The sequence below is a fragment of the Kitasatospora sp. NPDC001159 genome (assembly GCF_053598235.1).
The window spans coordinates 17,099-41,814 of the sequence record NZ_JBSFJV010000019.1; the positions used below are offsets into that span (position 1 = coordinate 17,099).

General features: G+C 72.1%; 17 protein-coding genes and 1 pseudogene. 9 read left to right on the forward strand and 9 right to left on the reverse strand.

The window, feature by feature from the left end:
• Window positions 1–95: 95 nt before the first annotated feature.
• The gene (locus ACWC9T_RS12585; protein WP_449821030.1) at window positions 96–1,187 is read right to left on the reverse strand and encodes a Gfo/Idh/MocA family oxidoreductase; all 1,092 of its coding nucleotides are present in this window, start codon (window positions 1,185–1,187) and stop codon (window positions 96–98) included.
• A gap of 162 nt (window positions 1,188–1,349) precedes the next feature.
• Between ACWC9T_RS12585 and ACWC9T_RS12590 the strand changes: the two genes are divergently transcribed.
• The 4 genes from ACWC9T_RS12590 to ACWC9T_RS12605 all read left to right on the forward strand — a co-directional run bounded on the left by ACWC9T_RS12590 (window position 1,350) and on the right by ACWC9T_RS12605 (window position 5,509).
• Window positions 1,350–2,129 carry an HAD-IIA family hydrolase gene (locus ACWC9T_RS12590; protein ID WP_449821031.1) on the forward strand — a complete coding sequence of 260 codons (780 nt, stop codon included), beginning with the start codon at window positions 1,350–1,352 and terminating at the stop codon, window positions 2,127–2,129.
• Window positions 2,130–2,327: 198 nt separating this feature from the next.
• Window positions 2,328–3,476, forward strand: coding sequence for a low temperature requirement protein A (locus ACWC9T_RS12595; protein WP_449821032.1), 1,149 nt, complete (start codon window positions 2,328–2,330; stop codon window positions 3,474–3,476).
• A 78-nt stretch (window positions 3,477–3,554) separates the two neighbouring features.
• The gene (locus tag ACWC9T_RS12600; protein WP_449821033.1) at window positions 3,555–4,283 is read left to right on the forward strand and encodes a uracil-DNA glycosylase; all 729 of its coding nucleotides are present in this window, start codon (window positions 3,555–3,557) and stop codon (window positions 4,281–4,283) included.
• A 182-nt stretch (window positions 4,284–4,465) separates the two neighbouring features.
• The gene (locus ACWC9T_RS12605; protein ID WP_449821034.1) at window positions 4,466–5,509 is read left to right on the forward strand and encodes a glycoside hydrolase family 6 protein; all 1,044 of its coding nucleotides are present in this window, start codon (window positions 4,466–4,468) and stop codon (window positions 5,507–5,509) included.
• Between the two features lie 88 nt (window positions 5,510–5,597).
• On the opposite strand, the gene ACWC9T_RS12610 is transcribed toward ACWC9T_RS12605, so the two are convergent.
• Together ACWC9T_RS12610 and ACWC9T_RS12615 are read right to left on the reverse strand one after the other, a co-directional pair.
• Window positions 5,598–7,529: a galactose oxidase-like domain-containing protein gene (locus tag ACWC9T_RS12610; RefSeq protein WP_449821035.1), complete on the reverse strand. Its 1,932-nt coding sequence runs from the start codon at window positions 7,527–7,529 to the stop codon at window positions 5,598–5,600.
• Window positions 7,530–7,565: 36 nt separating this feature from the next.
• Complete coding sequence (locus tag ACWC9T_RS12615; RefSeq protein WP_449821036.1) at window positions 7,566–9,749, reverse strand: glycosyltransferase family 2 protein; 2,184 nt, start codon at window positions 9,747–9,749, stop codon at window positions 7,566–7,568.
• Window positions 9,750–10,530: 781 nt separating this feature from the next.
• Between ACWC9T_RS12615 and ACWC9T_RS12620 the strand changes: the two are divergent.
• Window positions 10,531–11,162: pseudogene (locus tag ACWC9T_RS12620) on the forward strand (branched-chain amino acid ABC transporter permease); the annotation flags it as partial.
• Window positions 11,163–11,173: 11 nt separating this feature from the next.
• Window positions 11,174–12,064, forward strand: a complete 891-nt coding sequence (locus ACWC9T_RS12625; protein WP_449821093.1) for an alpha/beta fold hydrolase — start codon at window positions 11,174–11,176, stop codon at window positions 12,062–12,064.
• A 96-nt stretch (window positions 12,065–12,160) separates the two neighbouring features.
• Here the strand turns inward: ACWC9T_RS12625 and ACWC9T_RS12630 are convergent, their stop codons facing one another.
• On the reverse strand, window positions 12,161–13,438 hold the full coding sequence (locus tag ACWC9T_RS12630) for a hypothetical protein (RefSeq protein ID WP_449821037.1): 1,278 nt from the start codon (window positions 13,436–13,438) through the stop codon (window positions 12,161–12,163).
• 377 nt (window positions 13,439–13,815) lie between these two features.
• Entirely contained in the window at window positions 13,816–14,403 is a 588-nt protein-coding gene (locus ACWC9T_RS12635) for a DedA family protein (protein ID WP_449821094.1), read from the reverse strand.
• Window positions 14,404–15,103: 700 nt separating this feature from the next.
• On the opposite strand from ACWC9T_RS12635, the gene ACWC9T_RS12640 reads away from it, so the two are divergent.
• On the forward strand, window positions 15,104–16,195 hold the full coding sequence (locus ACWC9T_RS12640) for an LLM class flavin-dependent oxidoreductase (RefSeq protein ID WP_449821038.1): 1,092 nt from the start codon (window positions 15,104–15,106) through the stop codon (window positions 16,193–16,195).
• A gap of 42 nt (window positions 16,196–16,237) precedes the next feature.
• On the opposite strand, the gene ACWC9T_RS12645 is transcribed toward ACWC9T_RS12640, so the two are convergent.
• Window positions 16,238–18,151: a putative bifunctional diguanylate cyclase/phosphodiesterase gene (locus ACWC9T_RS12645; protein ID WP_449821039.1), complete on the reverse strand. Its 1,914-nt coding sequence runs from the start codon at window positions 18,149–18,151 to the stop codon at window positions 16,238–16,240.
• Between the two features lie 610 nt (window positions 18,152–18,761).
• The gene (locus tag ACWC9T_RS12650; protein WP_449821040.1) at window positions 18,762–19,187 is read right to left on the reverse strand and encodes an OsmC family protein; all 426 of its coding nucleotides are present in this window, start codon (window positions 19,185–19,187) and stop codon (window positions 18,762–18,764) included.
• A gap of 277 nt (window positions 19,188–19,464) precedes the next feature.
• Here ACWC9T_RS12650 and ACWC9T_RS12655 point away from each other — a divergent pair, with 277 nt between their 5' ends.
• Window positions 19,465–19,800: a chorismate mutase gene (locus ACWC9T_RS12655; RefSeq protein WP_449821041.1), complete on the forward strand. Its 336-nt coding sequence runs from the start codon at window positions 19,465–19,467 to the stop codon at window positions 19,798–19,800.
• 225 nt (window positions 19,801–20,025) lie between these two features.
• Window positions 20,026–20,874, forward strand: coding sequence for a signal peptidase I (gene lepB / locus ACWC9T_RS12660; RefSeq protein WP_449821042.1), 849 nt, complete (start codon window positions 20,026–20,028; stop codon window positions 20,872–20,874).
• Here the strand turns inward: lepB and ACWC9T_RS12665 are convergent.
• Together ACWC9T_RS12665 and ACWC9T_RS12670 are read right to left on the reverse strand one after the other, a co-directional pair.
• On the reverse strand, window positions 20,837–22,000 hold the full coding sequence (locus ACWC9T_RS12665) for an EamA family transporter (RefSeq protein ID WP_449821043.1): 1,164 nt from the start codon (window positions 21,998–22,000) through the stop codon (window positions 20,837–20,839). The genes lepB and ACWC9T_RS12665 overlap by 38 nt on opposite strands.
• Window positions 22,001–22,106: 106 nt before the next feature.
• On the reverse strand, window positions 22,107–24,542 hold the full coding sequence (locus tag ACWC9T_RS12670; RefSeq protein WP_449821044.1) for a transglycosylase domain-containing protein: 2,436 nt from the start codon (window positions 24,540–24,542) through the stop codon (window positions 22,107–22,109).
• Window positions 24,543–24,716: the final 174 nt, after the last annotated feature.

A 24,716-nucleotide genomic window follows, 5' to 3' on the forward strand; every position in this document is an offset into this window, starting at 1 on the left:
CCCGGGCCGCCGCGTGCCGCAGGGCCTCCGGCCGGCTCCGGGAGCGCAGCAGGCGGCGGCGCCAGGGCGAGGTCAAGCGTTCGGGGGACCAGCCGTCAGCCCAGCCGGACCGCCGTCCCCGTAGCCGCGGAGGCCCGGGCGGCCTCCAGGACGGTGAGGGTGGCCACCGCGTCGCGCGGGTCGACCGGGGGCGGGGTGCCGGGGGTGGCCAGGGCGGCGGCGATGCCGGCGTAGAAGGCGGGGTAGTCACCCGGGTCGGTCGGCAGGGAGACCGGGGACTCGTCGGTGCCCAGGGTGCCGTACTGCTCGGGCCGGTCGGCGCCCCACGGGTGGGTGCCGCCCGGGCGCAGGCCCGCCCGCAGTTCGGCCTCCTGGGGGTCCATGCCGTTCTTGACGTACCCGGCGGTGTCGCCGAGCACCCGCAGCCGGGGGCCGATCAGCGGGGTGACGGCGCTGGTCCACAGGTGCGAGCGGGTGCCGGAGACGTGGGTGAGGGCGAGGAAGGCGTCGTCGTCCACCACCGCGCCGTCGCGGCGCACGTCGATCTCCGCGTACACCGTCTCGACCGGCCCGAACAGCGTCAGTGCCTGGTCGACCAGGTGGCTGCCCAGGTCGTACAGGGTGCCGCCGACCTCGGCCGGGTCGGCCAGCTCGCGCCAGCCGGGCTTGGGCTTGGGGCGGAAGCGCTCGAAGCGGGACTCGAAGCGGTGCACCCGGCCGAGCGCGCCGCCGCGCACCAGCCGGCTCGCGGTCAGGAAGTCGCCGTCCCAACGCCGGTTCTGGAAGACCGAGAGCAGGGTGCCCCGGGCCTCGGCGAGCCGGCACAGCTCCAGCGCCTGGGCGGCGGTGGCGGCCAGCGGCTTGTCCACCACGGTGGCCAGGCCCGCCTGCAGCGCGGCGCGGGCCAGCGGGGCGTGGGTGCGGTTGGGGGAGGCGATGACGACCAGGTCCAGCGCATCCGGGTCGGCCAGCAGCTGCTCGGGGGTATCGACGGCACGGGCGTCGGGGTGCTCGCGTCGCAGCTGCTCGCGGCGTTCGGGATTGGCCGTGACCACGGCGTCCAGGCGCAGCCCCCGCGTGGTGGCGATGAGCGGGGCGTGGAAGGCGGAGCCGGCCAGACCGTAGCCGATCAGGCCGACCCGCAGCGTTCGATCGGGCGGTCGGTGGGCGGTCGTCTGCGGGTTCATGGGGCCCACTCAATCACGAGCCGCCCGGTTGCTCCCGGTTTCCGCCGGACGATCGTCGCATCCCGTCCAGCGGGACGTCCTGTCCCCGGCCACCTGCGCGGATTAGGCTGTGCCGCGTCAGGGCCCCACGCAAGACGCTGCAACACTTCGGGAGACACGCACGTGGCAGACCGCAAGCCCATCGAGTCCTGGCTGACCGACATGGACGGTGTCCTCATCCACGAGGGCACGCCGATCCCCGGGGCGGAGGAGTTCCTGCGCAGGCTGCGGGAGTCCGGCAAGCCCTTCCTGGTGCTCACCAACAACTCGATCTACACCCCGCGCGACCTCAGCGCCCGCCTGGCCGGCATGGGCCTGGAGGTGCCCGAGGAGTGCATCTGGACCTCCGCCCTGGCCACCGCGAAGTTCCTCAAGAGCCAGCGCCCGAACGGCACCGCGTACGTGATCGGCGAGGCCGGGCTCACCACCGCGCTCTACCAGGCCGGTTACGTCCTGACCGACAACAACCCCGACTACGTGGTCCTCGGCGAGACCCGGACCTACTCCTTCGAGGCGCTCACCAGGGCGATCCGCCTGATCAACCAGGGCGCCCGGTTCATCTGCACCAACCCGGACGAGACCGGCCCCTCCCCCGAGGGCGTGCTGCCGGCCACCGGCTCGGTCGCGGCCCTGATCACCAAGGCGACCGGCGTCGATCCGTACTTCGTCGGCAAGCCCAACCCGCTGATGATGCGCGAGGCGCTGAACACCGCCGGTGCCCACTCGGAGACCGCCGTGATGATCGGCGACCGGATGGACACCGACATCGTCGCGGGCATGGAGGCCGGCATGGAGACCATCCTGGTGCTCACCGGCCTGACCGCCGCCGCCGACGTGGAGCGCTTCCCGTACCGGCCGACCCGGGTGGTCAAGTCGATCGCGGACCTGGTCGAGCTGGTCTAGCCTCTGCGGTGCTGTCGCGAGCCCCGTCCCGGCCGAGCGCCGGGGCGGGGCCGCTCCGTTTCGCGGGGTTCGTTTCCGTGGGTTGTTTTCGCGCGTTGTTTCGTGGGTTCGTTGTTCGTGGTGCCCGGTCGGGTTCGTGGTGCCCGGTCGGGTTCGTAGGGCCGGTCGGGTCCGTGGGGTTGGGGAGGCAGGGCGCGGATGAGTGCGACGGGGGAAGCGGAGGGGCTGGGCGAGAAGCGGGTCACCTGGGCGGAGCTCTACTTCGACCTGGTCTTCGTCTTCGCGATCACCCAGGTCTCCGGGCTGCTGCACCACCAGCACGACCTCACCGGCCTGGTCCGGGCACTGGTGGTGTTCGTGCCGGTGTACTGGTGCTGGGTCGGCACCACCGTGCAGGCCAACATCCGGGACGTGGACAACCCCCGCGACCGCCTCGGCATCCTGCTGGTCGGCCTGGCCGGGCTGTTCATGGCGCTCGCCATCCCGGCCGCGTACGGCCGGCGCGGCCTGCTGCTTGGCGCCGCGTACTGGCTGGCCCGGGTGGTGCTGCTGCTCCTGCTGGTCCGCATCCCGGGCGTCTGGCGCGGACCGTACGGCGCGGGCGTGCTGGTCAGCGGGCCGCTGCTGCTCGCGGGCGGGCTGCTGTCGGACGGGCCGCGGCTGGCGCTGTGGGCGGCCGCCGCGCTCTGCGACCTGGCCGCGCCGCTGGTGTTCCGGCGACGGCTCGCGACGGTGGCGTACCACCCGTCGCACATGCCGGAGCGGTTCGCGCTGTTCCTGCTGGTGGCGCTCGGCGAGTCGATCGTCGGGATCGGCGTCTCGGCGGCCGGCGCCCGGCTGGACGCGGCCGAACTCACCGCCGTGGCTGCCGCGTTCACCATCTCGGCGGGCCTGTGGTGGCAGTACTTCGTGTTCGCGGCGGACGCGATGCGGCACGCCGTGGAGGTCGCCGACTCCCGGCGGGACGTGGTCCGGCGGATCTTCCAGTACGGGCACCTGGCGCTGGCCGCCGGGGTGATCGGGGTGGCGGTCGGCTTCGAGGAGACGGTCGCGGACCCGTGGCAGACGCTCGGCGCCGGGTCGGTGGCGCTGCTGTACGGCGGGTGCGGGCTGTACCTGCTGACCTTCGGCTACACCCGCTGGATGATGTTCCGTCAGGTCTCGACCACCCGGATCGCCGCCGCGGTGGTGGTGTTGGGACTGCTGCCCGCGATGGTGCGGCTGCCGGCGCTGGCGGTGCTGGTGACCCTGGCGGGGCTGCTGGTCCTGCTCAACGCGGTGGAGCACGTCCGGGTGGTGCGGGCGGCCGCCGTCGCCAGGGCGGCCGAGGCGGCTCCTGTGGAGTGAGCTGTCGGTGGGGCTGTGTAGCGTTCGGGGTGTAAGAGGGCAGGCGGCGCAGCAGCCGCGGTGTGGGAGGTAGATGTCGTGACGGACACGGTCGAGGCGGGCGTGGTCGAGGCCGGCGCGGGCGGCGGGCTGGAGCTGCCCGAGTCCTGGCGCGAGGTGCTCGGCGCCGAGACGGAGAAGCCGTACTTCGCGGAGCTGGCGGCCTTCGTGGCGGCCCAGCGCGCGGAGCACGAGGTGTTCCCGCCGAGCGGCCAGGAGTTCGCCGCTCTGGAGGCCACGCCGTACGACAAGGTCCGGGTGCTCGTCCTCGGCCAGGACCCGTACCACGACAACGGCCAGGCCCACGGCATGAGCTTCTCGGTGCTGCCGGGCACCAAGACGCCGCCCTCGCTGCGCAACATCTTCAAGGAGCTGGACGCCGACCTGGGCATCCCGGCCCCGGACAACGGCTACCTGATGCACTGGGCCGAGCAGGGCGTGCTGCTGCTCAACGCGGTGCTCACGGTCCGCGCCCACGAGGCCAACTCGCACAAGGCGAAGGGCTGGGAGAAGTTCACCGACGCGGTGATCAAGGCGGTGAGCGCGCGCGAGGAGCCGGTGGTCTTCGTGCTGTGGGGCAACTACGCCAAGAAGAAGCTGTCGCTGATCGACACCGAGAAGCACGTGGTGGTGCAGGGAGCGCACCCATCGCCGCTGTCCGCCAAGCTGTTCTTCGGCAGCCGTCCGTTCTCGCAGATCAACACGGCGCTGGACGGCTTCGGCGGTGAGCCGATCGACTGGCAGGTGCCGGACCTGAAGCAGGGCTGATCGCAGGGTCGGCGGCAGGGCTGAGGCTCGGTGGCCGTGGGCGGACGGGATCGGATTGCCTTTCGCCCACGGCCACTTGCCGTTCACGGCTGTTGACCGCCCGTCGGGGCCGGGTGTGCTTAGCTGGTGCCGACCGGTCGCCGGACCGGTCCGGGGGCGGAGCCGGCTCGAAGGGGCGGTACGTGCGCGGGGTGGGACGGGCAGGAACGATTCGGTGGGCCGCGCTGGTCGCGGGTCTGACGGTGCTCGCGGTCTCCGGCTGCAGCGGCTCGGACGCCGGCGCGGCGAAGACCGCCCCCAGCGCCGGGGTCTCCAGCGCGACGGTTGAACCCGGCGGCCTGGACCAGCTCCCCGGCCAGGCCTTCTACGTCTCCGACCAGACCAACGCCGCCCGGCAGGTCGCCACGCTGCGCAGCCAGGGCCGCACGGCGGAGGCCGACGCCCTGCTGCGGATCGCCGGCCAGCCCTCCTCCCAGTGGCTCGGCGAGCAGGGCGCCGAGCAGACCGCCGAACAGGTGAGCCGCCGGGCCGCCGTGGCGGGCCGGACGGCCGTCTTCGTCGCCTACGACATCCCGCACCGCGACTGCGGCCAGTACTCGGCCGGCGGCGCCCCCGACGCGGCCACCTACCGCAGCTGGATCACCGGCGTCGCGCAGGCCCTCGGCGACCGCAAGGCCTGGGTCGTCCTGGAGCCGGACGCCGTCGCGCACACCCTGGACAACTGCGGGATCAAGGGCGACCTGGCCGCCGAGCGGTACGGCCTGCTGGCCTTCGCCGTCCAGGAGTTGAAGAAGCGCCCGAACGTCCGGGTCTACCTGGACGCGGGCAACCCGGGCTGGTCGCAGGACCCGGACGAGATGGCCACCGCCCTGCGCAAGTCCGGCATCGCGGCGGCGGACGGCTTCGCGGTGAACGTCGCCAACTTCTACCCCACCGACCGGAACGTCGCGTACGGCGACCGGCTCTCCGCCGCCCTGGGCGGGAAGCACTTCGTCATCGACACCAGCCGCAGCGGCAACGGCTCGCTGGGCGCCGACTCCTGGTGCAACCCGCCCGGCCGGGCGCTCGGCGAGCCGCCGACCGTGGAGACCGGGCGGCCGAATGTCGACGCCTACCTGTGGATCAAGAACCCGGGGGAGTCCGACGGCGAGTGCGGCCGCGGCGAGCCCCGGGCGGGCGAGTTCTGGCTGCCGTACGCGCTGGGTCTGGCCCAGGCGACGCGCTGACCCGCTCGGTGGCTGACCCGCTTTCCGGCCGCCGGGTGACCTGCTGCGCCGCGACCCGCCTGGCGGTGACCTGTCCGGCGGTTACCCGTTACGCCGTGACCTGGACCCAGCGGGCGACCGACGGCGTGCCGGCGGCGTCCGTCAGGAACAGCATGTACCAGCCGGGCGGCAGCAGGTTGGGGTTGGCCGGGAGGGTGAGCGAGACCCCGTCGGCGGTGCGCCCGGCGATGTCCAGGGCCACCGAGCGCTGCTCGACGTCGGTCACGTGGGTCACCGAACTCGGCCGGATCAGCTTGGCGGTGGTCACCCCCTCCGGCCGGGAGGTGCCGACCTTGAGGGTGCCGCCGAGCTTCGCCGCCTCCGGCGCGGCCGTCACCTCCGGACGGTCACCGTGGTACAGGTACGGCGGGGTGTAGATCTCGATCCGCTGCTCGAAACCGCCCGGCTGGGTCTCGGCCTTGTCCGCGAACAGCGGGTTGGAGCCCAGCACGGCGACCCGGCCGTCCGGCAGCAGCAGCGCCTCGGAGTGGTAGTTGCGGCCGACGGTCGGTTCTGCGGCGGTCGTGAAGCTGTTGGAATCCGGGTGGTACACCTGCGCCTTGAGCAGGTCGCTGTCGCCCCTGCCGCGGTAGCCGCTGGAGCCGCCGGTGGTGAACACGGTGTCGTCCGGCAGGACCACGCTGTTGAGGTAGCGGGTGCCGCCGGCCGGCAGGTCCGGGCCCGGGGTGAAGGACGGCTTGGCGGCGGAGAGGTCGGCGATGTCGGTGCGGGCCGTGGACAGCGGTGACTCGCCCACCCCGCCGCCGCCCAGCACCATGACCTTCTGCGCCTGCGCGGGCGGCAGCAGCACCGAGGAGGAGGTCTCGGTCAGGCCCGGGTCGCGCAGGCCGGGGACGGGCTGGAAGCTGTTGTTCGACAGGTCCCAGACGCCGGGCTCGCGACCCTTCTCGGCGGGCCCGTAACCGGCGTTGGAGCCGGAGTAGAAGAGCTTGCCGGAGGCCGTCAGGAAGATCGACGGGTAGGTCGGAAAGTACCGGTCGGGGGCCTTGGCCCAGGTCTTGTTCTTGGGGTCGTAGACCTCGTTGTCGTTGCCGTTGAGGATCTGCCCGGTGTCGTCCAGCCCGGAGACGGTGACCACCCGGCCGTCGCCCAGCCCGGTCAGCGTCGGGTACCAGCGGGCGTGCGCCATGTCGGTGACCTGCTCGTAGAGCTCGGTGTCCGGGTTGAACTCGAAGGCGGAGCGGATGCCCTGGTACTCCTGCTTGTCCAGGGTCATCTTCTCGCTCTGCCCGTACAGATCGTGCGCGTCGGTGCCGGTCAGGCCCTTGACCCGGTACTGGGCCGGGGAGTTGGTCACGAAGTCCGGGCCATCGCCGACCGCCTCGACGAACACGTGCTGCTCGCCGGCGGTGACCGTGGTCTGCTTGCCGGAGCCGGTCTTGGTCGCGGCGGGGACGGTCACCGGGACGGTGGTGGCGTACTCGCGGCCGTTCGGGGCGACGAAGACGGTGCCCTTGGGGAAGGCGCGGTCGCGCTCCGGGCTCTCGTTGCGCACCCGCATCACTCCGGCCGCCCTCCTCACCGTGCCGTCCAGCTTCTCGTACCGCTGGGTGCCGCCGGCCACCAGCACCCGGCCGTCCGGGAGGGAGGTGTGGCCGCCGCAGAACATGTCGGCGGGGGTGGGTATCAGCTTGTAGGTGTTCTTGGCCGGGTCCCAGAGCAGGCTCTTGAAGCTGCCGGCGTTGAACTGCTTCTCGTCGTTGCCGGAACCGGCCACGATCAGCACCTTGCCGGTGCGCAGCAGGGTGGCGTGGACGGCGTTGACCCGGAACTCGGCGGGCAGCGAGAGGGTCTGCCAGTGGCCGTACTGCGCCTTGTACTCGGGCCGGTTGATCACGTAGTTGTGGTACTGGTCGCTGGCGAAGCCGAGGACGGCCGGGGCGTTCATCCCCGCGACGGTCAGCGCGACGGTGCTGCCGAGCGCGAAGCGCTTGGTGCGGCCGGTCTTGTGGATCTTCACGGTGGTTGGTCCCCTCGGAAGGCGGTGGGGGCTGAATCAGTGGATGGAGGTGCCGCTCTCGGCGTGGTCGGGTGCACGGCCGGGTACGCGGTCGTCCGGCTGGACGAGGCGGAGCGAGACCGTCGGGGTGTCGGGCGCGGCCAGGCGGAGCGTGAGGGTCGGGCTGTCGAGCGCCTCGGCCTGAATCGGTGCTGCTGCCGGTGCCGCCGCCGGTGCTGTTCGGGGGCCTCGGGCGTGGCGCGGGTTGCGCTTCTCCAGGACGACCTTGGGGGTCGCGGCCGGGCCGCCGGTCACGGTGAGGGTCGCGGTGGGCCGGGCCCGGCGGCGGCGGACGGCGTCGCCAACCAGGATCAGGACCGGCAGCAGGGTCAGCGCCAGGGCGATGCAGGCCCAGGTCCGCATCGCGACGTGGTCGTAGCCGGTGCAGTAGGAGGCGGTGACGGCAGCGCCGAACACCAGCGTCCAGAACAGGTGGAACCGGAAGGTGCCGAGCCGGTCGGCGCTGGCCTCACGGCCCTTGGGTGTCACCACGAAGCGGCTGCGGCGGCGTACCAGCGCCTGCAGCAGCGAGGCCGCGTAGATCGGGCCGCAGAGCGCCGACATCACCATGCCCGCGACCCCGGAGGAGCCGGCCGGCTCGTGCGGGCTCACGTTGTGCTTGCGGTTCCAGGTGTAGAGCAGGAGTTGGAGCGCGGCGGCGTCGCTGTAGAGCATCATCCAGATCTCCGAGGAGACGTGGACGCCGGAGGCGCCGAAGCCCAGGTAGAGCACGCTGGAGACCCCGCCGAGCAGCCAGGTGAGTGCCGCCATCGGGTAGAAGCCCACCATCAGCGAGTAGTTGAGCAGTCGGCCGGGCGACAGCCGCCACACGACCCGCCAGTACTGGGTGAGCAGGGTCTCGTAGGTGCCGCGGCTCCAGCGCAGTTGCTGGGAGAAGAAGTCGGTCCAGGAGGACGGGCCTTCGCCCACCGCGAGCACGTCCGGGGTGTACACGGACTTCCAGCGTTCCCCCGTCTCCGGGTTTCGGCTCCGGTGGAACTCCAGGCCGGTCGCCATATCCTCGGTGATGGAGTCGTACAACCCGCCGATCGACTGGAGCGCGCGGATCCTGACGGCGTTGTTGGTGCCGACGAACATCGGCGCGCCGTAACGGTTTCCGGCTCGTTGGATGAGGGCGTGGAAGAGGTACTGCTGGCTCTCGCTGAACTTGGTGACGGCGGAACCCGAGCTCCGGTAGTTCCCGTACACCTGGGGGCCGACCACGAATGCCACGTCGGGATCGCGGAAGTAGCCGAGCATCCGCTCGCAGAAGTCGGGCAGCGGAACGTGGTCGGTGTCGACGGACACCCAGAAGTCGTAGTCGTCGCCGTGCGCCTGGAGCCAGGCGTTGTAGTTGCCGTGCTTGGTTTTGGCGCGGAACCGGCCCTTCGGCTGGTTCCAGTGCGGCCGACCGACGCGGCTGAAGTGGTGCACGCCCAGTTCGGCGCAGAGGGCGCGCATTGCAGAATCGTTTCCCTCGTCCAACAGCCAGACGTCGTACGGGCCTTCGTGCCGCACCGAACGGGCCGCGACCAGCGTGGCGCGGACCATCTCCGGCGGCTCCTTGCCCGGCACGCAGGTGGTGAGGAAGGCGACCCGGGTGCCCGACTCCGGCGTCACGGGTATCGGATCACGGGCGACCAGGGTCGCGTGGGTGTTGGACAGGACGTTGACCAGCCGGAACACCTCGACCACAGCGATGATCCCGATCATCACCTTGTCCCCGAGCAGCACCAGGACGTTGGTCTCGTCCGGACGCTGCGGCCAGTGTTCCGGCAGCAGCAGCCAGACCAGCAGGATCGCCTCCACCAGCGGGGCAGCCGTCAGCAGCAGCGCGGCCCGGATCCGGTGCGGCTCGTGGCGCAGCAGGCTGCGGTACTGGACACGGTAGGGAGCGGCGGTTCCCGCGGGCTCCGGGTCGTTGCCCGGGTTCGGGCGGTAGACGCCGCCGCCGAGCTCCCGGTCCTCGTCCGGATCGACCGCCGGGCCGGCGAGGCGGCTGAAGTGGCCGTAGTCGTAGGGGGCTTCGGGTACCGGCGCGGCGCGCAGGGCCGCCTCGTCGAGCTGCTCGATGTCATGGTTGCGCCCGTTCCGGCCGTGGTTGTCGCCACCGTCCCCGTCTCGACCGTGCCCGTGGCGGGCCGTTCCGTCGCCCTTTCGTCGCGAGAACGGCATGGTCATAGTTGCTCCCCCGGAGTATTGCGCCTCGCTTTGCTCGGCGGTGCCTGCGCCTCGCCCCGAAGCCGCCCGGGCAGAACTCGGCCCGGTGAACTGCGGTCAATCCGACAGTTTCCGGGCCGTCCAACGCATGGAGTCCAGCTCATGGACTGTGTGCGACCGGTTCAGTTGTGAGTCTGCGCCTGGTCTGCGCGGCGGCTTCGAATGCGGGATCCCGGTGCACTACCCAGCTTCCCCTCCGGGTACACGGGATCCTTGGCTCGCTCAACTCTCCCGGAGCGTACGGGTGATCGCAACCGCTGTGCGAAATGATCACCGCGCAAGCGTGAAGATGCTACGGTTCCCGGCCACTGTGGCTGGCGTTGGTGCTAATGCAGCGGATTCGACACTGCGGCGGCCAGGCGATGCCACCGCTGGTACGCGAACGGCCGGATCGCTTCCGGGAGTGGTCCTCTGGGGGCGATCCGGCCGGTTGTGCCGGACGGGTGTGGGCGTCAGGCCGACGGAAGCGACGACCGCGATGACATCGGAGGCATCGGAGGCATCGGCAGCGGCGGCCCGGGCGCGGGCCGCCGCAGCCATGGCGGCCACCGCCATGGGTGGATGCGGACCCGTGTCGGCAGGCCACACCCAGATGTCCGGAGGGCGGCGCCGGACCAGCGGTATGGCGACCGGAGCCACATCCCGACGGGCTGATGCGTCGCCCGGGCACATGTCGCCGTTCCCGCCGCACACCTACGGTTCCGGCATCCACCCGCCGCACCCTCAGGAGTCGGTCACATGCTCCGCTCCGGCCGATCTGCTGCTCTCCGGTCTGCTCGGGATCGAGAACACCGCCAACCTCTACTGGATCGCCGTCGGCTACCTGGTGCTGACCGTCGCCGCGATCCACTGGGCCGTCAACTCGCCAGCCGGGCAAGTCTGGGAGGGCATCAAGGAGAACGAGCGCCGGGTGAGGTGCTCGGACTGCGGCCCTACCGCTACAAGTTGGTCGCCTTCGTACTGGCCGGCGCGCTCGCCGGGCTGGGCGGAGTGGTCTACCTGCTGCTGACCGGTGGTGCAACCCCGCAGGCCGTCACCTCGGACGCAACGCTCGCACTGCTGGTCATGGTGGTCCTCGGCGGCTCCGGGACCGGCTGGGGCCCGCTGCTCGGCGGGGTCCTCTACACCTGGGCCGGCCACCGGCTCGGCGACCTCGCCAACTCCACGGCCGTCGCCGACCTGCCCGCGGCCCTGCGCGTGCCGCTCTCCCAACCCCTCTTCCTGCTGGGCGCCTTGTTCGTCGCCGTGGTCTACCTGCTCCCCGGCGGCCTGGCCGGACTGCCTGCCCGCATCCGCGCCGCCCGATCCGCCCGCTCGGTCCGCACCCCGGTCGGCGTGCGGACCGCCAGTCCCACCGGAGGTACCCCCACGTGAGCCAATCGCCCATGGAACCCGAGGAGTTGACCGTCCCCGTGCCCGGCGGGGACCTGTCCGTCCTGCGCTGGCCCGCCGCGCGGCCGGAAGCGCCCACGGTCGTGGCGGTGCACGGCATCACCGCCAACGGCCTCGCCTGGTACGAGGTCGCCCGCCGGCTCGCCGGGCGGGTCGCCCTGCTCGCGCCCGACCTGCGGGGCCGCAGCGCCAGCCGCGCGGTCGCCGGACCGTACGGGCTGGCCCGGCACGCCGACGACGTGGCCGCGCTGATCGCAGCCCTCGGCGTGGGGCCCGCCGTGGTCGCCGGCCACTCGATGGGGGCCTGGGTCACTGCCCTGGCCGCCGTCCGGCACCCCGGACTCGTCCGCCGGGTGCTGCTGGTGGACGGCGCCGTGAGCTTCCCGCTCCCGGAGGGCGTCCGCGAGGAGGACGCCCTGGCCGTAGTGCTCGGGCCCGCGCTGGCCCGGCTGTCGATGACCTTCCCGGACCGCGACGCCTACCGGGCGTTCTGGCGCCGCCATCCGGCCTACGGCGACGACTGGTCCGAGGGGATCGACGCCTACACCCAGCGCGACCTCATCGGCGCCGAGCCCGAACTGCGCTCCTCCTGCGTGCTGGAGGCCGTACAGACCGACGGCACCCAGGTCCTGCTGGACCGGGAGGCGGCCGGCGCCGTGCACCGGTTGCCCTGCCCGGCCGAACTGCTCTGGGCGGAGCGCGGCCTGCTCGATGAGCCGCAGGGCCTGTACGACCACCAGCGGATCAAGCTCTCCGGGCTGGACCGGGAGCGGGTCCCGGCCTCGCTGGTCCCGGACACCAACCACTACTCGATCCTCTGGGGCGAGGTGGGGGCCGACCGCATCGCCCGCGGCCTGCTCGCGGACGTCCCCGCCGCCGGGTAGCAGACCCGGTCCGTACGACGACGGCCGGCGGGGTGCGAACAATCCGCTGGCCGTACCGGACTCAGCCCGGAGCCGGCTGTTCCGCGCTCCGGCGCGTTAGCCCGCCGCACCCAGGAAGCTGTCCCAGCCGCCGGAGGGAGCCTGGCCGACGTTGAGGGTGCGCAGCTTGCGCAGGGTGGACTGGTCCTGCACCTCCAGCCACTCGACCAGCTGCTTGAAGGAGACCAGCCGGACCTCGGGCTTGCCCGCGATGGCCTTGAGCGCCTCCTCGACGGCGTCCATGTAGATGCCGCCGTTCCACTGCTCGAAGTGGTTGCCGATGAAGAACGGCGCGCGGTTGCTGTTGTAGGCCCGCTCGAAGCCGGCCAGGTAGGAGTTGGTGGCCTGGGTGCGCCAGTCGCCGTACTTGGACGGGTCGCCCTTGGTGCTGCCGCCGGACTGGTTGGCCAGGATGTTGTAGTCCATCGACAGGACCTGGAAGGTGTGCCCGGGGAACGGGATGGACTGCAGCGGGAAGTCCCAGACCTTGCCGTCCTGCACCTTCTGCGGCCATATCTGCAGACCGCCCGCGGAGCTGGCGTCGTACTTCCAGCCCAGCTTGGCGATGGTCGGCAGCAGCGCCTTCTGCCCCTCCAGACAGGGGGTGCGGCCGCCGATGAGCTCCTTCTTGTAGTCGAAGGGGAGCGGGTCGACGTCGGTGAAGCCGGTGTTGGTCCGCCACTGGGTGACGAAGCCGATCGCCTGGTCGATCTCGCTCTGCCAGTCCTCCGGGGTCCACATGTTGACCCCGTTCTTGTCCGGGCGGCTGGAGCAGAAGTGCCCGTTGAAGTGGGTGCCTATCTCGTGCCCGGCCAGCCAGGCCTGGCTGACGAGCTTGAGGGTGCTCTTCACCGCGCCGTCCGACAGGTACGGTATGTCGGAGGCGCCGACCGAGTGCTTCGGCGGGTGGTACAGCTCGGACTTTCCCTTGGGCAGGGCGTAGATCCCGGACAAGAAGAAGGTCATCGTGGCCTTGTACTGCTCCGCCAGCTTCAGGAAGCGGGGGAACTGGCCGTCGTCGGTGCCGCCCGCGCCGTCCCAGGAGAACACCACGAACTGCGGCGGGCGCTCGCCCGGCTTAAGCTTCTCGGGCTTGGGCTGATTCGGCTGCGGGCCGGTGTCCGCGTTGGAGCCGTCACCGATCGGGGTGCCCTTGGGGACCACCGCCTGGGTAGGGTCTGTGGTGCTGCTCTTGCCGTTGCCCGTGCCGCCGCCAGAGGAGGAGACGGAGTCCTGCCCCGAACCGGATCCGCCGCTGGAACAGGCTGCGACCGCGCCGAGGGCTGCGGTCGCGGCGGTAGCACTGAGCACCGTCCTGCGCGAGATGCTGGTCATGGTCTCCCCTGGGTGCCGATTCCGGTGGTGAGGGCGGTACGGGGCCGCACCGGTCAAATCGGGCAATTGATGAATATTCCGCCGTTAGCATGTCATGTCGCCTCAGCGGCCACCAAGGGCGCTGGGCTCCCGACGACAGTCAACACGCCGGGCACGCCCGGTTGGGCTGCAGGGATCGGTCGTCTGTTGCGGTCCTGTGACGGTTCGCACGGCGCGACGTCAGGGAAGTACGGTACCGCCGCCGTGTCCGGCCTGTTCGGAGTTCGTCGGCGCTCGGCGCGGTTCATCGCCCGTTAGGGAAAATTGTGCTCCTGGCGGGACCCTGCGGCTGGAAAGTACCGGCCGCAGCCCGAAGGCGCCGGTCGGGGCGGGGTCGGTCAGAGCGCGGCCAGCCGCCGGTTGCGGCGCACTATTCGCGCGATCGCGGTGCTGATGGCAGTGGCCGCCGCGCAGGAGACCGCCAGACTCAGCCAGGCCGTGTTGAACCAGTGGCTGTTCAGCCAGCCCAGCGTCACGATGTACGCGGCCCAGACCAGCGCCGCCAGCGCCGACCAGTGCAGGAAGCGGTGCGGATGGGCGGTGGAGTGGCCGATGGCCAGGTCCAGGACGGTTCGCCCGGCCGGAACGAACCGGGCGATCACCACCATCGCGGCGGCCGCGCCGTGCGGGCGCGCGATCAGGGACTTCTGGACCCGGGCCACGCTGGCCGCCAGCTTCGGGCGCCGGGCGAGCCGGCGCTGCAGCACCGGGGCGCCGCGCCGGGCGAGGTGGAGCAGCAGGACGTCGCCCAGGAAGGAGGCCACCGCCACGCCCAGGCCGAGCAGCACCGGGGCGCCACTGATCTGCTCCGTCTTGAGTACCGCCAGGATGACCAGCGTCCCGCTCGGAATGAAGGGGAGCAGGGCGTCGCCGAGTACGGCGAACAGCGCCAGGGCGCAGATCCACGAGGATCCGATCGCCGCCACGAAGTTCAAGGCCCATACTCCCTCCACGCCGCCCGGGGGAGCAGGTGGCCGCTGGGTCAACGCTAGCGCCTCGACTTTTCATGCCATGAAGCACCCCGGTATGCGGAGGATCACTGCAGGCGATCACGCCCCATAGGGTTCGATCGCGCACAGCGGCCGTCCACAACGGCCGCGCGCTGCGGCGGGCCCTCGGCGGCGACGAGCGGCGGCGATGAGGGTGGGTGGTCCGGGGAGGAGGGGCCGAGGGGAGAGGGCCGGGGGTAAAACGGCCGGAAATGGCACGAGCCCCCGGGGCGGGGTGCCGCGCCGAGGGCTCGCAGGGATCGTGCGGCGCTGGTCCAGCCCGGCGATCTTGCTGGCAGAAGGCGGACCCCGCTCGGTGATCCGCTCCTGATCACCAGCCTGCCGAACGCCGGCCGCCGATCGCGAGCCCCGGGGCTGGCGACTTCCGCTCCTGGCGTGAAGTCGCCAGCTGTGGCCGCCCGCTGGCACTCCGTCAGCCGAACGGTCGGTCGGCCGCTCCGGGTGGAACGGTCGAACCGCACCCGGATCAGGCCTGCCCGCCGGGAACAGCGAGCCCGCGACCGTGGTTGACCCCGGTCGGCAGTAGCGACCGGCGGGCGTCCGCGACCCGTGCGGCCGCCCAGGACGGCCGGCTCGGAGAACAGCCGGATCAAGGACAGCCAGGAGGGCGGACGGCATGACCACCGAGGACCAGCAGGAGCACGGGACCGAGCCGCCGATCGGCGGGGCGATCCGAGGCACCGCCCGCGGCGCGGCACCCGCTCCGCTCTCGATCCTCGACCTGGCCACCGTCGGCGTCGGCTACACGCCCGCCGAGGCCCTGGCCGCCACCACCGAGCTGGCCCGCCGGGCCGAGCAGTGGGGGTACCACCGCTTCTGGGTGGCCGAGCACCACGGCATGCCCGGGGTAGCCAGCTCGAACCCGGCCGTCCTGCTCGCCCACCTCGGCGCCAACACCACCACGCTGCGGCTCGGCTCGGGCGGGGTCATGCTCCCCAATCACGCCCCGCTCACCATCGCCGAGCAGTTCGGCCTGCTGGAGGCCCTGCACCCCGGCCGGATCGACCTCGGGCTCGGCCGCGCCCCCGGTACCGACCCGGCCACCGCCCGGGCGCTGCGCCGCGGCCTCACCGAGGGCGCGGACGACTTCCCGCAGCAGCTCGCCGAGCTGACCCACTTCCTCGACGGCGACTTCCCCTCCGGCCACCCGTACGCGCGGCTGACCGCCGTTCCCAAGGGCGCGGACCGCCCGCCGATCTGGCTGCTCGGCTCCTCCGGCTTCAGCGCCCAGCTGGCCGGCCGGCTCGGCCTCCCGTTCGCCTTCGCCCACCACTTCAGCAGCGCCAACACCATCCCGGCCCTGGACCTGTACCAGACGTCCTTCCGCCCCTCCGGCGTGCTCAGCGAGCCGTACGCACTGATCGGTGTGAGCGCCGTCGCCGCCGACGACGAGCCCACCGCCCGCCGCCTCGCCCGCTCCGCGGCCCTCGGCATGCTCCGGCTCCGGCGTGGCACCCCCGGCCCGATCCCGACCCCGGAGGAAGCCGAGGAGTACCCGTACAGCCCGGTCGAGGCGGACTTCATCGACAGCTGGCTCGACAACGTGGTGCTCGGCGACCCGGGCCAGGTGGCGGACGGCCTGGAGGCACTGCGCAAGCGGACCGGGGTGAACGAGCTGATGGTCACCTCGCACATCCACGGCCACGAGGCCCGGTTCCGCTCCTACGGCCTGATCGCCGAGGCGTACGGCCTGACGGCAACCGCCTGACGGCAACCGACAGCCGGAGACCGCCCCGTCCCCGCCCGCGCCCTACCGGCCGTGCGGGGTCGGGCGGTCCTTCCGGAGTATCGTCGCGACCAGCTCGGCTTCGCCCGGCCGGGCGAAGTACCAGCCCTGGGCGGTGTCGCAGCCGGTCAGCCGGAGCCGCTCGGCCTGGGCGGCGCTCTCGATGCCCTCGGCGGTGACGGTCAGGCCGAGGGTGTGGGCCAGCTGGACCATCGCGCCGACGATCTGCTCGTCGGCGTCGCTGCGGCGCGATCGGAGAGCCGGCACGGGCGGGCAGTCCGTCGGGGCCGGGTCGCGGAAGCCCTCGATGAAGGTGCCGTCGAGCTTCAGGACGTGCACGGGCAGCCGGGAGAGGTAGGCCAGGTTGGAGTAGCCGGTGCCGAAGTCGTCGATGGCGATCCGCACCCCCATGTCGGCCAGCGCCTGCAGGGCCTGCAGTGGGCGCCCGCCGGGGCCGAGCAGGGCGCTCTCGGTGATCTCCAGCTGCAGCAGCCGGGCCGGCAGGCCGGTGCGTTCGAGGACCCGGGCGACGTCGGCCACCACGTCGGAGTCCCAGATCTGGCGGGCCGCCAGATTGACGCTCACGAAGGTCTCGGTGTCGGGGAACTCGGTGAGCCACTGCTTGGCCTGGCGGCAGGACTCCTCCAGCACCCAGGTGCCGAGCGGCACGATCGCGCCGGACTCCTCGGCGAGCGGGATGAAGCGGTCCGGGGAGATCGTCCCGTAGCGGGGGTGGCGCCAGCGGACCAGGGCCTCGGCGCCGTGCACCGCGCCGTCGGCCAGGCCGACCAGCGGCTGGTACTCGACGGTGAACTCGCCGCGCTCCAGGGCCGGCCGCAGCGCGGTGGCGAGCAGCTGGCGGGTGAGCTGGTGGGCGCCGCGGTCGGGGTCGTAGAGGGTCCAGCGGGCACGGCCGTCGGCCTTGGACCAGTAGAGGGTGGCGTCGGCGTCCTTGACCAGGTCGGTCGGGGTGGTCTCGTGCACCGGCCGTTCGACGACGCCCACGCTGGCGGTGATCACCAGCCGGTGCCCGGCGACGTCGAAGGGACGTTCCAGTACCTCCAGAATCCGCCCGGCCAGCGCGGTCAGCTGCTCGCTGCCGATGCTGTCGGTGACCAGGACGGCGAACTCGTCGCCGCCCATCCGGGCCACCAGGTGGGCGTCGCGCCCGGAGAGCCCGCGCCGCAGCCGGGCCGCGACGGCGATCAGCAGCTGGTCGCCGATGTGGTGGCCGAGGGTCTCGTTGATCGCCGCGAAGCCGTCGAGGTCGAGGTAGCAGACGCCCACCCGGCGCCCGTCCGCCGGTGCCGCCACGGGACGGTCGGGGCCCGCGGCACTCCCGGGCTCTTCGGTGCCCGTGAGGCAGGCGGCGTCGAGCCGTTCGAAGAAGAAGGTCCGGTTGGGCAGCCGGGTCAGCGGGTCGTGCAGCGCCTGGTACTCCAGCCGGTCGCCGAGTCGGCGCTGCTCGGTGATGTCCTCCACCAGCGCGAGGGTGTAGAGCGGCTGCCCGGCGCCGTCCCGGATCAGGGAGACGGTCACCTTGCTCCAGACCGTGTGTCCCTCACGGTGCTTGAGCTGTTTCTCCACGCGGAACCGTTCCCGCTCACCGTGGACGAGCTCGGTGAAGAGCCGGTGCGGCATGCCCTCCGGATCGATGATCTCGTGCAGGTGGGTGCGGATCAGTTCGCCGACGCTCCGTCCGATCAGCGCTGCGAAGGCCGGGTTGACCTCGATGATCCGGTCCTCGGGGTCGATCAGGGCCATGCCGATGACGGCGTCGCAGAAGGCCGCCCGGAACCGGGACTCGCTGGCTCGCAGCGCCGCCAGCAGCCGGTCTCCGCCACCGCTCTCCCGGCCCGGGGTGTCGGCGGCGCCGAGGTGGGTGCGGCTGGTCAACGGTGCGGAGCACGTGGGGCAGAACAGGGTCTCTTGGTCCACCAGGGTCCCGTAAGCCGTACCGGAAGCAGTCGAAGCAGTCGAAGCAGCCGAAGCTGCGGAACCGGCAGTCACGGCCGAAGCGGCAGGGGTCGCAGGCGCAGCCGGTGCGACGGAGGAGACCGAAGGAACGGGGACGACCTGATCCAGGACCGGCGCGGTCAGGTGGCGGTGGTGTGACGATTCCTCGTGTCGCACGCCTGGTTGGTGTGCGTCGGCCCCCTCGTTCTGGCCCGGCACGGCATGCTCCCGTCCGCTGCTGACGCTTGACGATGATCCGCCTGGCCGGTCGGGACTCCGGCGGCCGGCTCCGCGCTCTGTCGCGGTCCTCGGAGTCGGTCCGCTGCGGGGCGACCGCCGTGGGGCGCTGTCGCGCGGGGATTCGCGTGAAGAACAGGGCGCTTCGGCCGATCATAGGCCGCGACGACAACGCGCGGTGACCGCCGCCAGGGTGATTCGCCCCCTTTGTGATTATGCATGGTGGAACGTACAGACGCCCTTGGTACACATCACATGAGGTGCGCCGGGAGCGCGTGCGCCGAAGCCGCGCCCCCGGGCGCTGGTTGCGCGCCGAGGGCGGGGCGGTTGCGCCCCGGACGAGCCGGAGACGGGGTCAGGCCAGCCTGGCCGTGAGGGTGATGGTGGTACCGGTCAGGGCCTGACTGACCGGGCAGTTGGCCTTGGCGTCCTCGGCCGCCTTCACGAAGCCGGCCTCGTCCAGGCCGGGCACGTCGCCGGTGACGGTCAGGTGGATGCCGGTGATGCCGGTGCCCGGCTGGAAGGTGACGTCGGCCTGGGTGTCGAGCTTGGTGGGCGGGTTCCCGGCCTTGGTCAGGCCGTTCGAGAGGGCCATCGAGAAGCACGCGGAGTGGGCGGCCGCGATGAGTTCCTCGGGGCTGGTCTTGCCGTTGGGCTCCTCGGCGCGGGCCGGCCAGGAGACGGGGTACTCGCCGATCCCGGAGGAGGCGAAGGTCACCTGCCCCTTGCCGTTGAGGAGATTGCCCTCCCAGGCGGTGCGGGCGGTGCGGGTGGTTGCCACGATCGGTTCCTCCAGTACTGAGGGACTGCTGAGTCGTCACTTCCGGTCATGCACGCACCAGCCTACGGGCAGCCCCGTCCCGGAGCCGGGAGCCGGACGACCCGTCGGCCGACGGCGTGGCTCACCGGTCGGCCGGACGTTCCGTCGGGCTGTCCGGATGCCGGACGGTTCCGCTGAACGGTGCGGATCCCGAGCTAGTGCCCTGTTAGATTTGCCGGGGCCCGAGCCCGGCCGGCGTACGGTCGGGCGCCCACCCCAGACACCGGGAGCCGACCCGATGACGGACCAGCCCACGACCCCCGACGCCGGCCTGCCCGAGGGGATCGACGAAGCGGTGCGGGCAGAGCTGACCAGCCTGCGCGAGAGCATCGACAACATCGACGCCGCGGTGGTCCACATGCTGGCCGAGCGCTTCAAGGCGACCCAGCGGGTCGGCCGCCTCAAGGCCGAGCACAAGCTGCCGCCGGCCGACCCGGCCCGGGAGCGGGACCAGATCAAGCGACTGCGGGAGCTGGCCGCCGGGGCCAAGCTCGACCCGGTCTTCGCGGAGAAGTTCCTGAACTTCATCATCGCCGAGGTCATCCGCCACCACGAGGCCATCGCCCGCGCCTGAAGGCGACCCTGAACACCGCCCCGCGCGCTGCCGCAGGCATCACCCTGAGCACGGACGGCCCCGAGCACGGCCCCGGGGGGGGCAGCGCAGGGTACGGCCCTGAGCAGGCGCTCCCCGTCCGGTGGTGTCCGGTGATGTCGGAGGCGGCTAAACGCCGGATTTCGTGCGGCTCCCCGGTTGGCGTAGCGTGCAGGTTTCCCCAGCCGGAGAGGTGGAGCAGCGACGATGGCGGTGAACCTGCCCGAAACGCCCAGCGGCGCCCCCAGCGATCCCGCCGTGCAGGACGTCGAGGACACCCAGCACACCAGCGGCGCACCCGGTACACCCGGCGCACCCGGCGCATCCGGCTGCGCCACGGCCCCCGGCGGCCGTGCCGAGGCCCGCCGCCGGGCAGGTCGTTCGCGCGGTGGCAGGGCCCGCCGCTCGGCGCGTCGCCCCCGGCCGTGGTGGATCGAGCTGCCGGCGATGATCGGCGTCGGGCTGGTGGTCGCGCTGCTGATCAAGACCTGCCTGTTCCAGGTCTTCACCATCCCGTCCGGTTCGATGGAGAACACCCTGCGGGTCGGCGACCGGGTCGGCGTGAACAAGCTCGCGCCGCTGACCGGCTGGAAGCCGGAGCAGGGGCAGCCGGTGGTGTTCAAGGATCCGGGGAACTGGCTGCCGCCGCAGCCCGTCGACTCCAACCCGTTCACCAACACCGTGAGCTCGGTGCTCAGTTTCGTCGGGCTGGTGCCGCCGAAGGACGACAACTACCTGGTCAAGCGGGTCATAGCGACCGGCGGCCAGACCGTGCAGTGCACGGGCACCACGCTGACCGTCGACGGGAAGAAGGTCGACGAGCCGTACCTGCACCCCGGCGACGACTCCTGCGCGGGCCTGGACTTCGGTCCGGTGAAGGTGCCCGCGGGCTACATCTGGGTCGAGGGCGACCACCGCAGCGACTCCGCGGACTCCCGTTATCACCGGCAGGGCCCGGGTGGCGGCGCCGTGCCGGTGGACAACGTGGTGGGCCCGGTGTCGGGCGTCGTGTGGCCGCTCAATCACCTCGACTGGTTCGGCTGGACCGGCCACTGACCCCGCGCTCGGCGGCGGCCACCCGCTCCCGTGCCCCCGGCGCCGATCCGAAGGCCCGGGAGGCAGCGGAAGCAGTGGAGCCGGAGGGCGCGGTACCCAGGACAGCGGCACCGCCGCCGGCGACCACCTCCGTCGCCACGCCCACCGGCGTCGACCTCGCCCCCGACGCCGACCCCGCCCCCGACTCCGTCTCCCCCTCCGCTGGATTGCTGATCTGTGCGGCGAAGGCGCCCGCCAGGACCAGCAGACCGCCCGCGACCTGCGGTAGCCCCAGGTGCTCGCCGAGCAGGACCCAGGCCAGCACGGCGGCGACCACCGCCTCCAGGTTGGCCACCACGCCCGCGATCGGCGGCGAGAGGTACCCGACCGAGACCACGCCGGTCAGGTAGGCGAGCACGGTCGCGATCAGCACCATCCAGGCGGCCGGGATCAGCGCTGGCAGGGTGTGCCCGTTCATCACCACGGACCCGCCGAGTGGGCTCCAGTCGGCCTGCCAGGGCCGGGTGAGGGCGGTGAGCAGAACGGCGCCGATGAGCAGTCCGTACGCGCTGACGGCCAGCGGGGCGACCGGGCGCTCGCCCCGGCGGCCGGCGTCGGCGAGCACGAAGTAGCCGACCTGGCAGCAGGCCGCGCCGAGGGCGAACAGCACGCCCAGGGCGTCGAAGCCCAGGCCGTTCCAGACCTCGACCACGCAGGCCAGCCCGGCCACCGCGATGCCGGCACCGACGGCCGAACCCCGGGTGATCGGCTTGCGCTGCACGAACTTGACGTAGCCGATCAGCAGCGGCGGCCCGAGGTACTCGATGAGCAGTGCGACGCCGACCGGGATGCGGGAGATCGCCGCGAAGTAGCAGGCCTGGACGCCGGTCACGGCGAGCAGGCCGAAACCGAGCAGCAGGCCGGGGCGGCGCAGGACGGCGTCCCGGTGCCGGTAGGCGACCGGCAGGAGGGCCACGGCGGCGCCGGTGACCCGGAGCCACACCACGTGGAGCGGTGAGAGCCCGGCCTCGATCAGCGGCTTGGCCGCGGTGCCGGAGCCGCCGAAGGCGAATGCGGAGACCAGCGCGAGGCTGAGGCCGAGGGTTCTGCCCGAAGGGTGGGTGGGCGAGGCCGTTGAGCTGTGCACCGACGCATTGTGACAGTCATACCGATGCTTCGGTAAGGCGTCATTTCGTCATTCGGTCCTGGGCCTCGCTGTGAGCAACCGCTCGCTCACAGCGAGGACGGGATCGTCAACCCCCGGCGCCGGTCCTGGCCCCCGAGAGCGAGCCCGTTCCGTCGGTCGGCTGGGTGGTCGGCTGGGTGGTCGGCGCCGTGGTCGGACCGGTGGTCGGCGTCGGCCCGGTGGTCGGCCGAACGGTCGGCCGGGTGGTGGGCTGCGTCGTCGGCTGCGAGGTCGGGGGAGCGGCCGGCCCGGTGGTCGCTCCGCCGGTACCCGAGTCCGAGCCCGAGCCCGAGCCGGAACCGGAGCCGTTGCCACCCGACGAGTTCCCGCCGGAGTTTCCGCTCGGCGGGGTGCCGGTACCGGCGCTCGGCATGGCGGCGCCGGTCGACGGGGCGGTGGTCGGCGTGCTCGGCACGGTGGGCAGATCGGTCGCGCCCGCGGAGTCGTTGCCGTCCGCCGGGGTCGCGAAGTCACTCACCGGCTGGCCCTTGAGCGCCGCCTTCATGTAGCTGGTCCAGATCTGCGCCGGGTACTGGCCGCCCGCCGCGCCGTCGATCCCGCCGACACCGCTCAGGCTGACCTGGGCGCCGGTGCCCGGGTCCTGGCCGAACAGCGCCACCGAGGTGACCAGCTCGGGGGTGTAGCCGACGAACCAGACGGACTTCTGGTCGTCGGTGGTGCCGGTCTTGCCCGCCGTCGGCCGACCCAGCGCCTTCGCGCGCCAGCCGGTGCCGCCCGGGTCGCTCACCACGCCCTGGAGCATCGAGGTGACCTTGTCGGCGGTGTCCGCGCTGATCGCCTGGGTGGTCTTGTGCGCGGGCAGAGGCACGCCCTCGCCGCCGCGGTCCACCGACTGCACCAGCCACGGGGTGATCTGCTTGCCGCCGTTGTCCAGCGTGGCGTACACGCCGGCCATGTCGAGCACGCTCGGGGTGGCCGCGCCCAGCGGGATGGACGGCACCGGGTCCAGGCCCGGGGTGTTGCCGGGCAGGCCCAGTGCGACGCCGGTGTCCTTGACCTTCTGCAAGCCGGTGTCCTGTGCGAGCTGGGCGAAGGCCGAGTTGACCGACCAGTCGGTGGCCTGCTGCAGGCTGATCTGGCCGTAGCTCTTGTCGCCCTCGTTCGGCGGCGCGTACGGGGTGCCCGTGCCGCCGCGGACCTTGCGGCCGCTGGTGCCGTCGTAGATCGTGTGCGGGGTGACGGTCCGGCCGTCCTGGGTCTTGGCGTTGTTCTCGAAGGCGGCGGTCAGGGCGATCGCCTTGAAGGTCGAGCCGGCCTGGTAGTCGCGCCGGGTCGCGTTGTCCACGTAGTGCTTCACGTAGTCGACGCCGCCGTACAGGGCGACGACCGCGCCGGTCTTCGGGTCCACCGAGACGGCGCCCGCCTGGGCGGCCGCGTCCTTCTTCCGCTTGTCCGGGTTCAGGGTGTCGTGCAGCTGCGCCTGGACGGCGTCCTGCATCGCCTGCTGGCGGTTCGGGTCGATGCTCAGCTTGATCGTGTAGCCGCCCTTGGCCAGCTCGGTCTCGCTGATGACCCCGTTCGAGGTGAGGTACTGGGTGGCGGCGTCCACCAGGTAGCCGGACTGGCCGGACAGGCCCGGGTTGGGCTGCGGGTCCTTGACGTCGGGGAAGGTGGTCTTGGCCCGCTCGTCGGCGGAGAGCCAGCCCTCCTTGACCATGCCGTCCATGACGTAGTTCCAGCGGTTGACGGCGTTCTGCTTGCCCGCCGCGGTCGCGGTGGCCACGTCGTAGGCGCTTGGGGCGTTCAGCAGGGTGGCCAGGTAGGCGCCCTGGGCCGGGTTGAGCGCGGAGGCGTCGATGCCGAAGTACGCCTGGGCGGCGGCCTGGATGCCGTACGCGCCGCGGCCGTAGTAGGAGGTGTTCAGGTAGCCGGAGAGGACGTCGTCCTTGCTCTCGGTGGCGTCCACCTTGATCGCTATGAAGAGTTCCTTCATCTTGCGGGTGATGGACTGCTTCTGGCTGAGGTACGTGTTCTTCACGTACTGCTGGGTGATGGTGGAGCCGCCCTGGGTGCCCTCGCCGCTGGCGGTGTTGAGGGCGGCCCGGACCAGGCCCTGCACGTTGACCGCGCCCTCGTTGTAGAAGTTGCGGTCCTCGGCGGCCAGTGCGGCGTGCTGGGCGGCGGGGGAGACCTTGTCCAGGCCGACGTTCTGCCGGTTGGTCTGGCCGGTGCGGGTGATCACCGAGCCGTCCGAGTAGAGCCAGGTGTTGCTCTGTGCGGTCGCGGCGGCGTGCGCGTCGGGGACCTTCACCAGCGCGACCCCCAGCGCGAACAGGCCGACGCCGAGCAGCAGGGCCGAGGCGAGACCGAGCAGGGTCATCCGCCAGGTGGGTATCAGTCGGCGCCAGCCGGTGCGCTTGGGCCGACGCGGCTTCTTACCGCCTGCCGTGCCGCCGGGCGTACCGGCGGAGCGCTTGAACCGCTTGACCGGCCGGAGGTTGATCGACGGCGTGCGTCGGCCGCCCAGGGTGTTCTCAGACAAAGCGCGGCCTTCCTGCGGGCGGACCGGGCCAGCCTGCACAGACGGGGACATCGGCGGTTGGGGACCTTTGTCCCGATTCCGGTTTACTGCCCAGGACGAGCCGCGCGGGCCGAATGGCTCCGCCGGAACGGCGATCGAGACCGACATCACACGCAAAACGGACGCCGAGGGCCA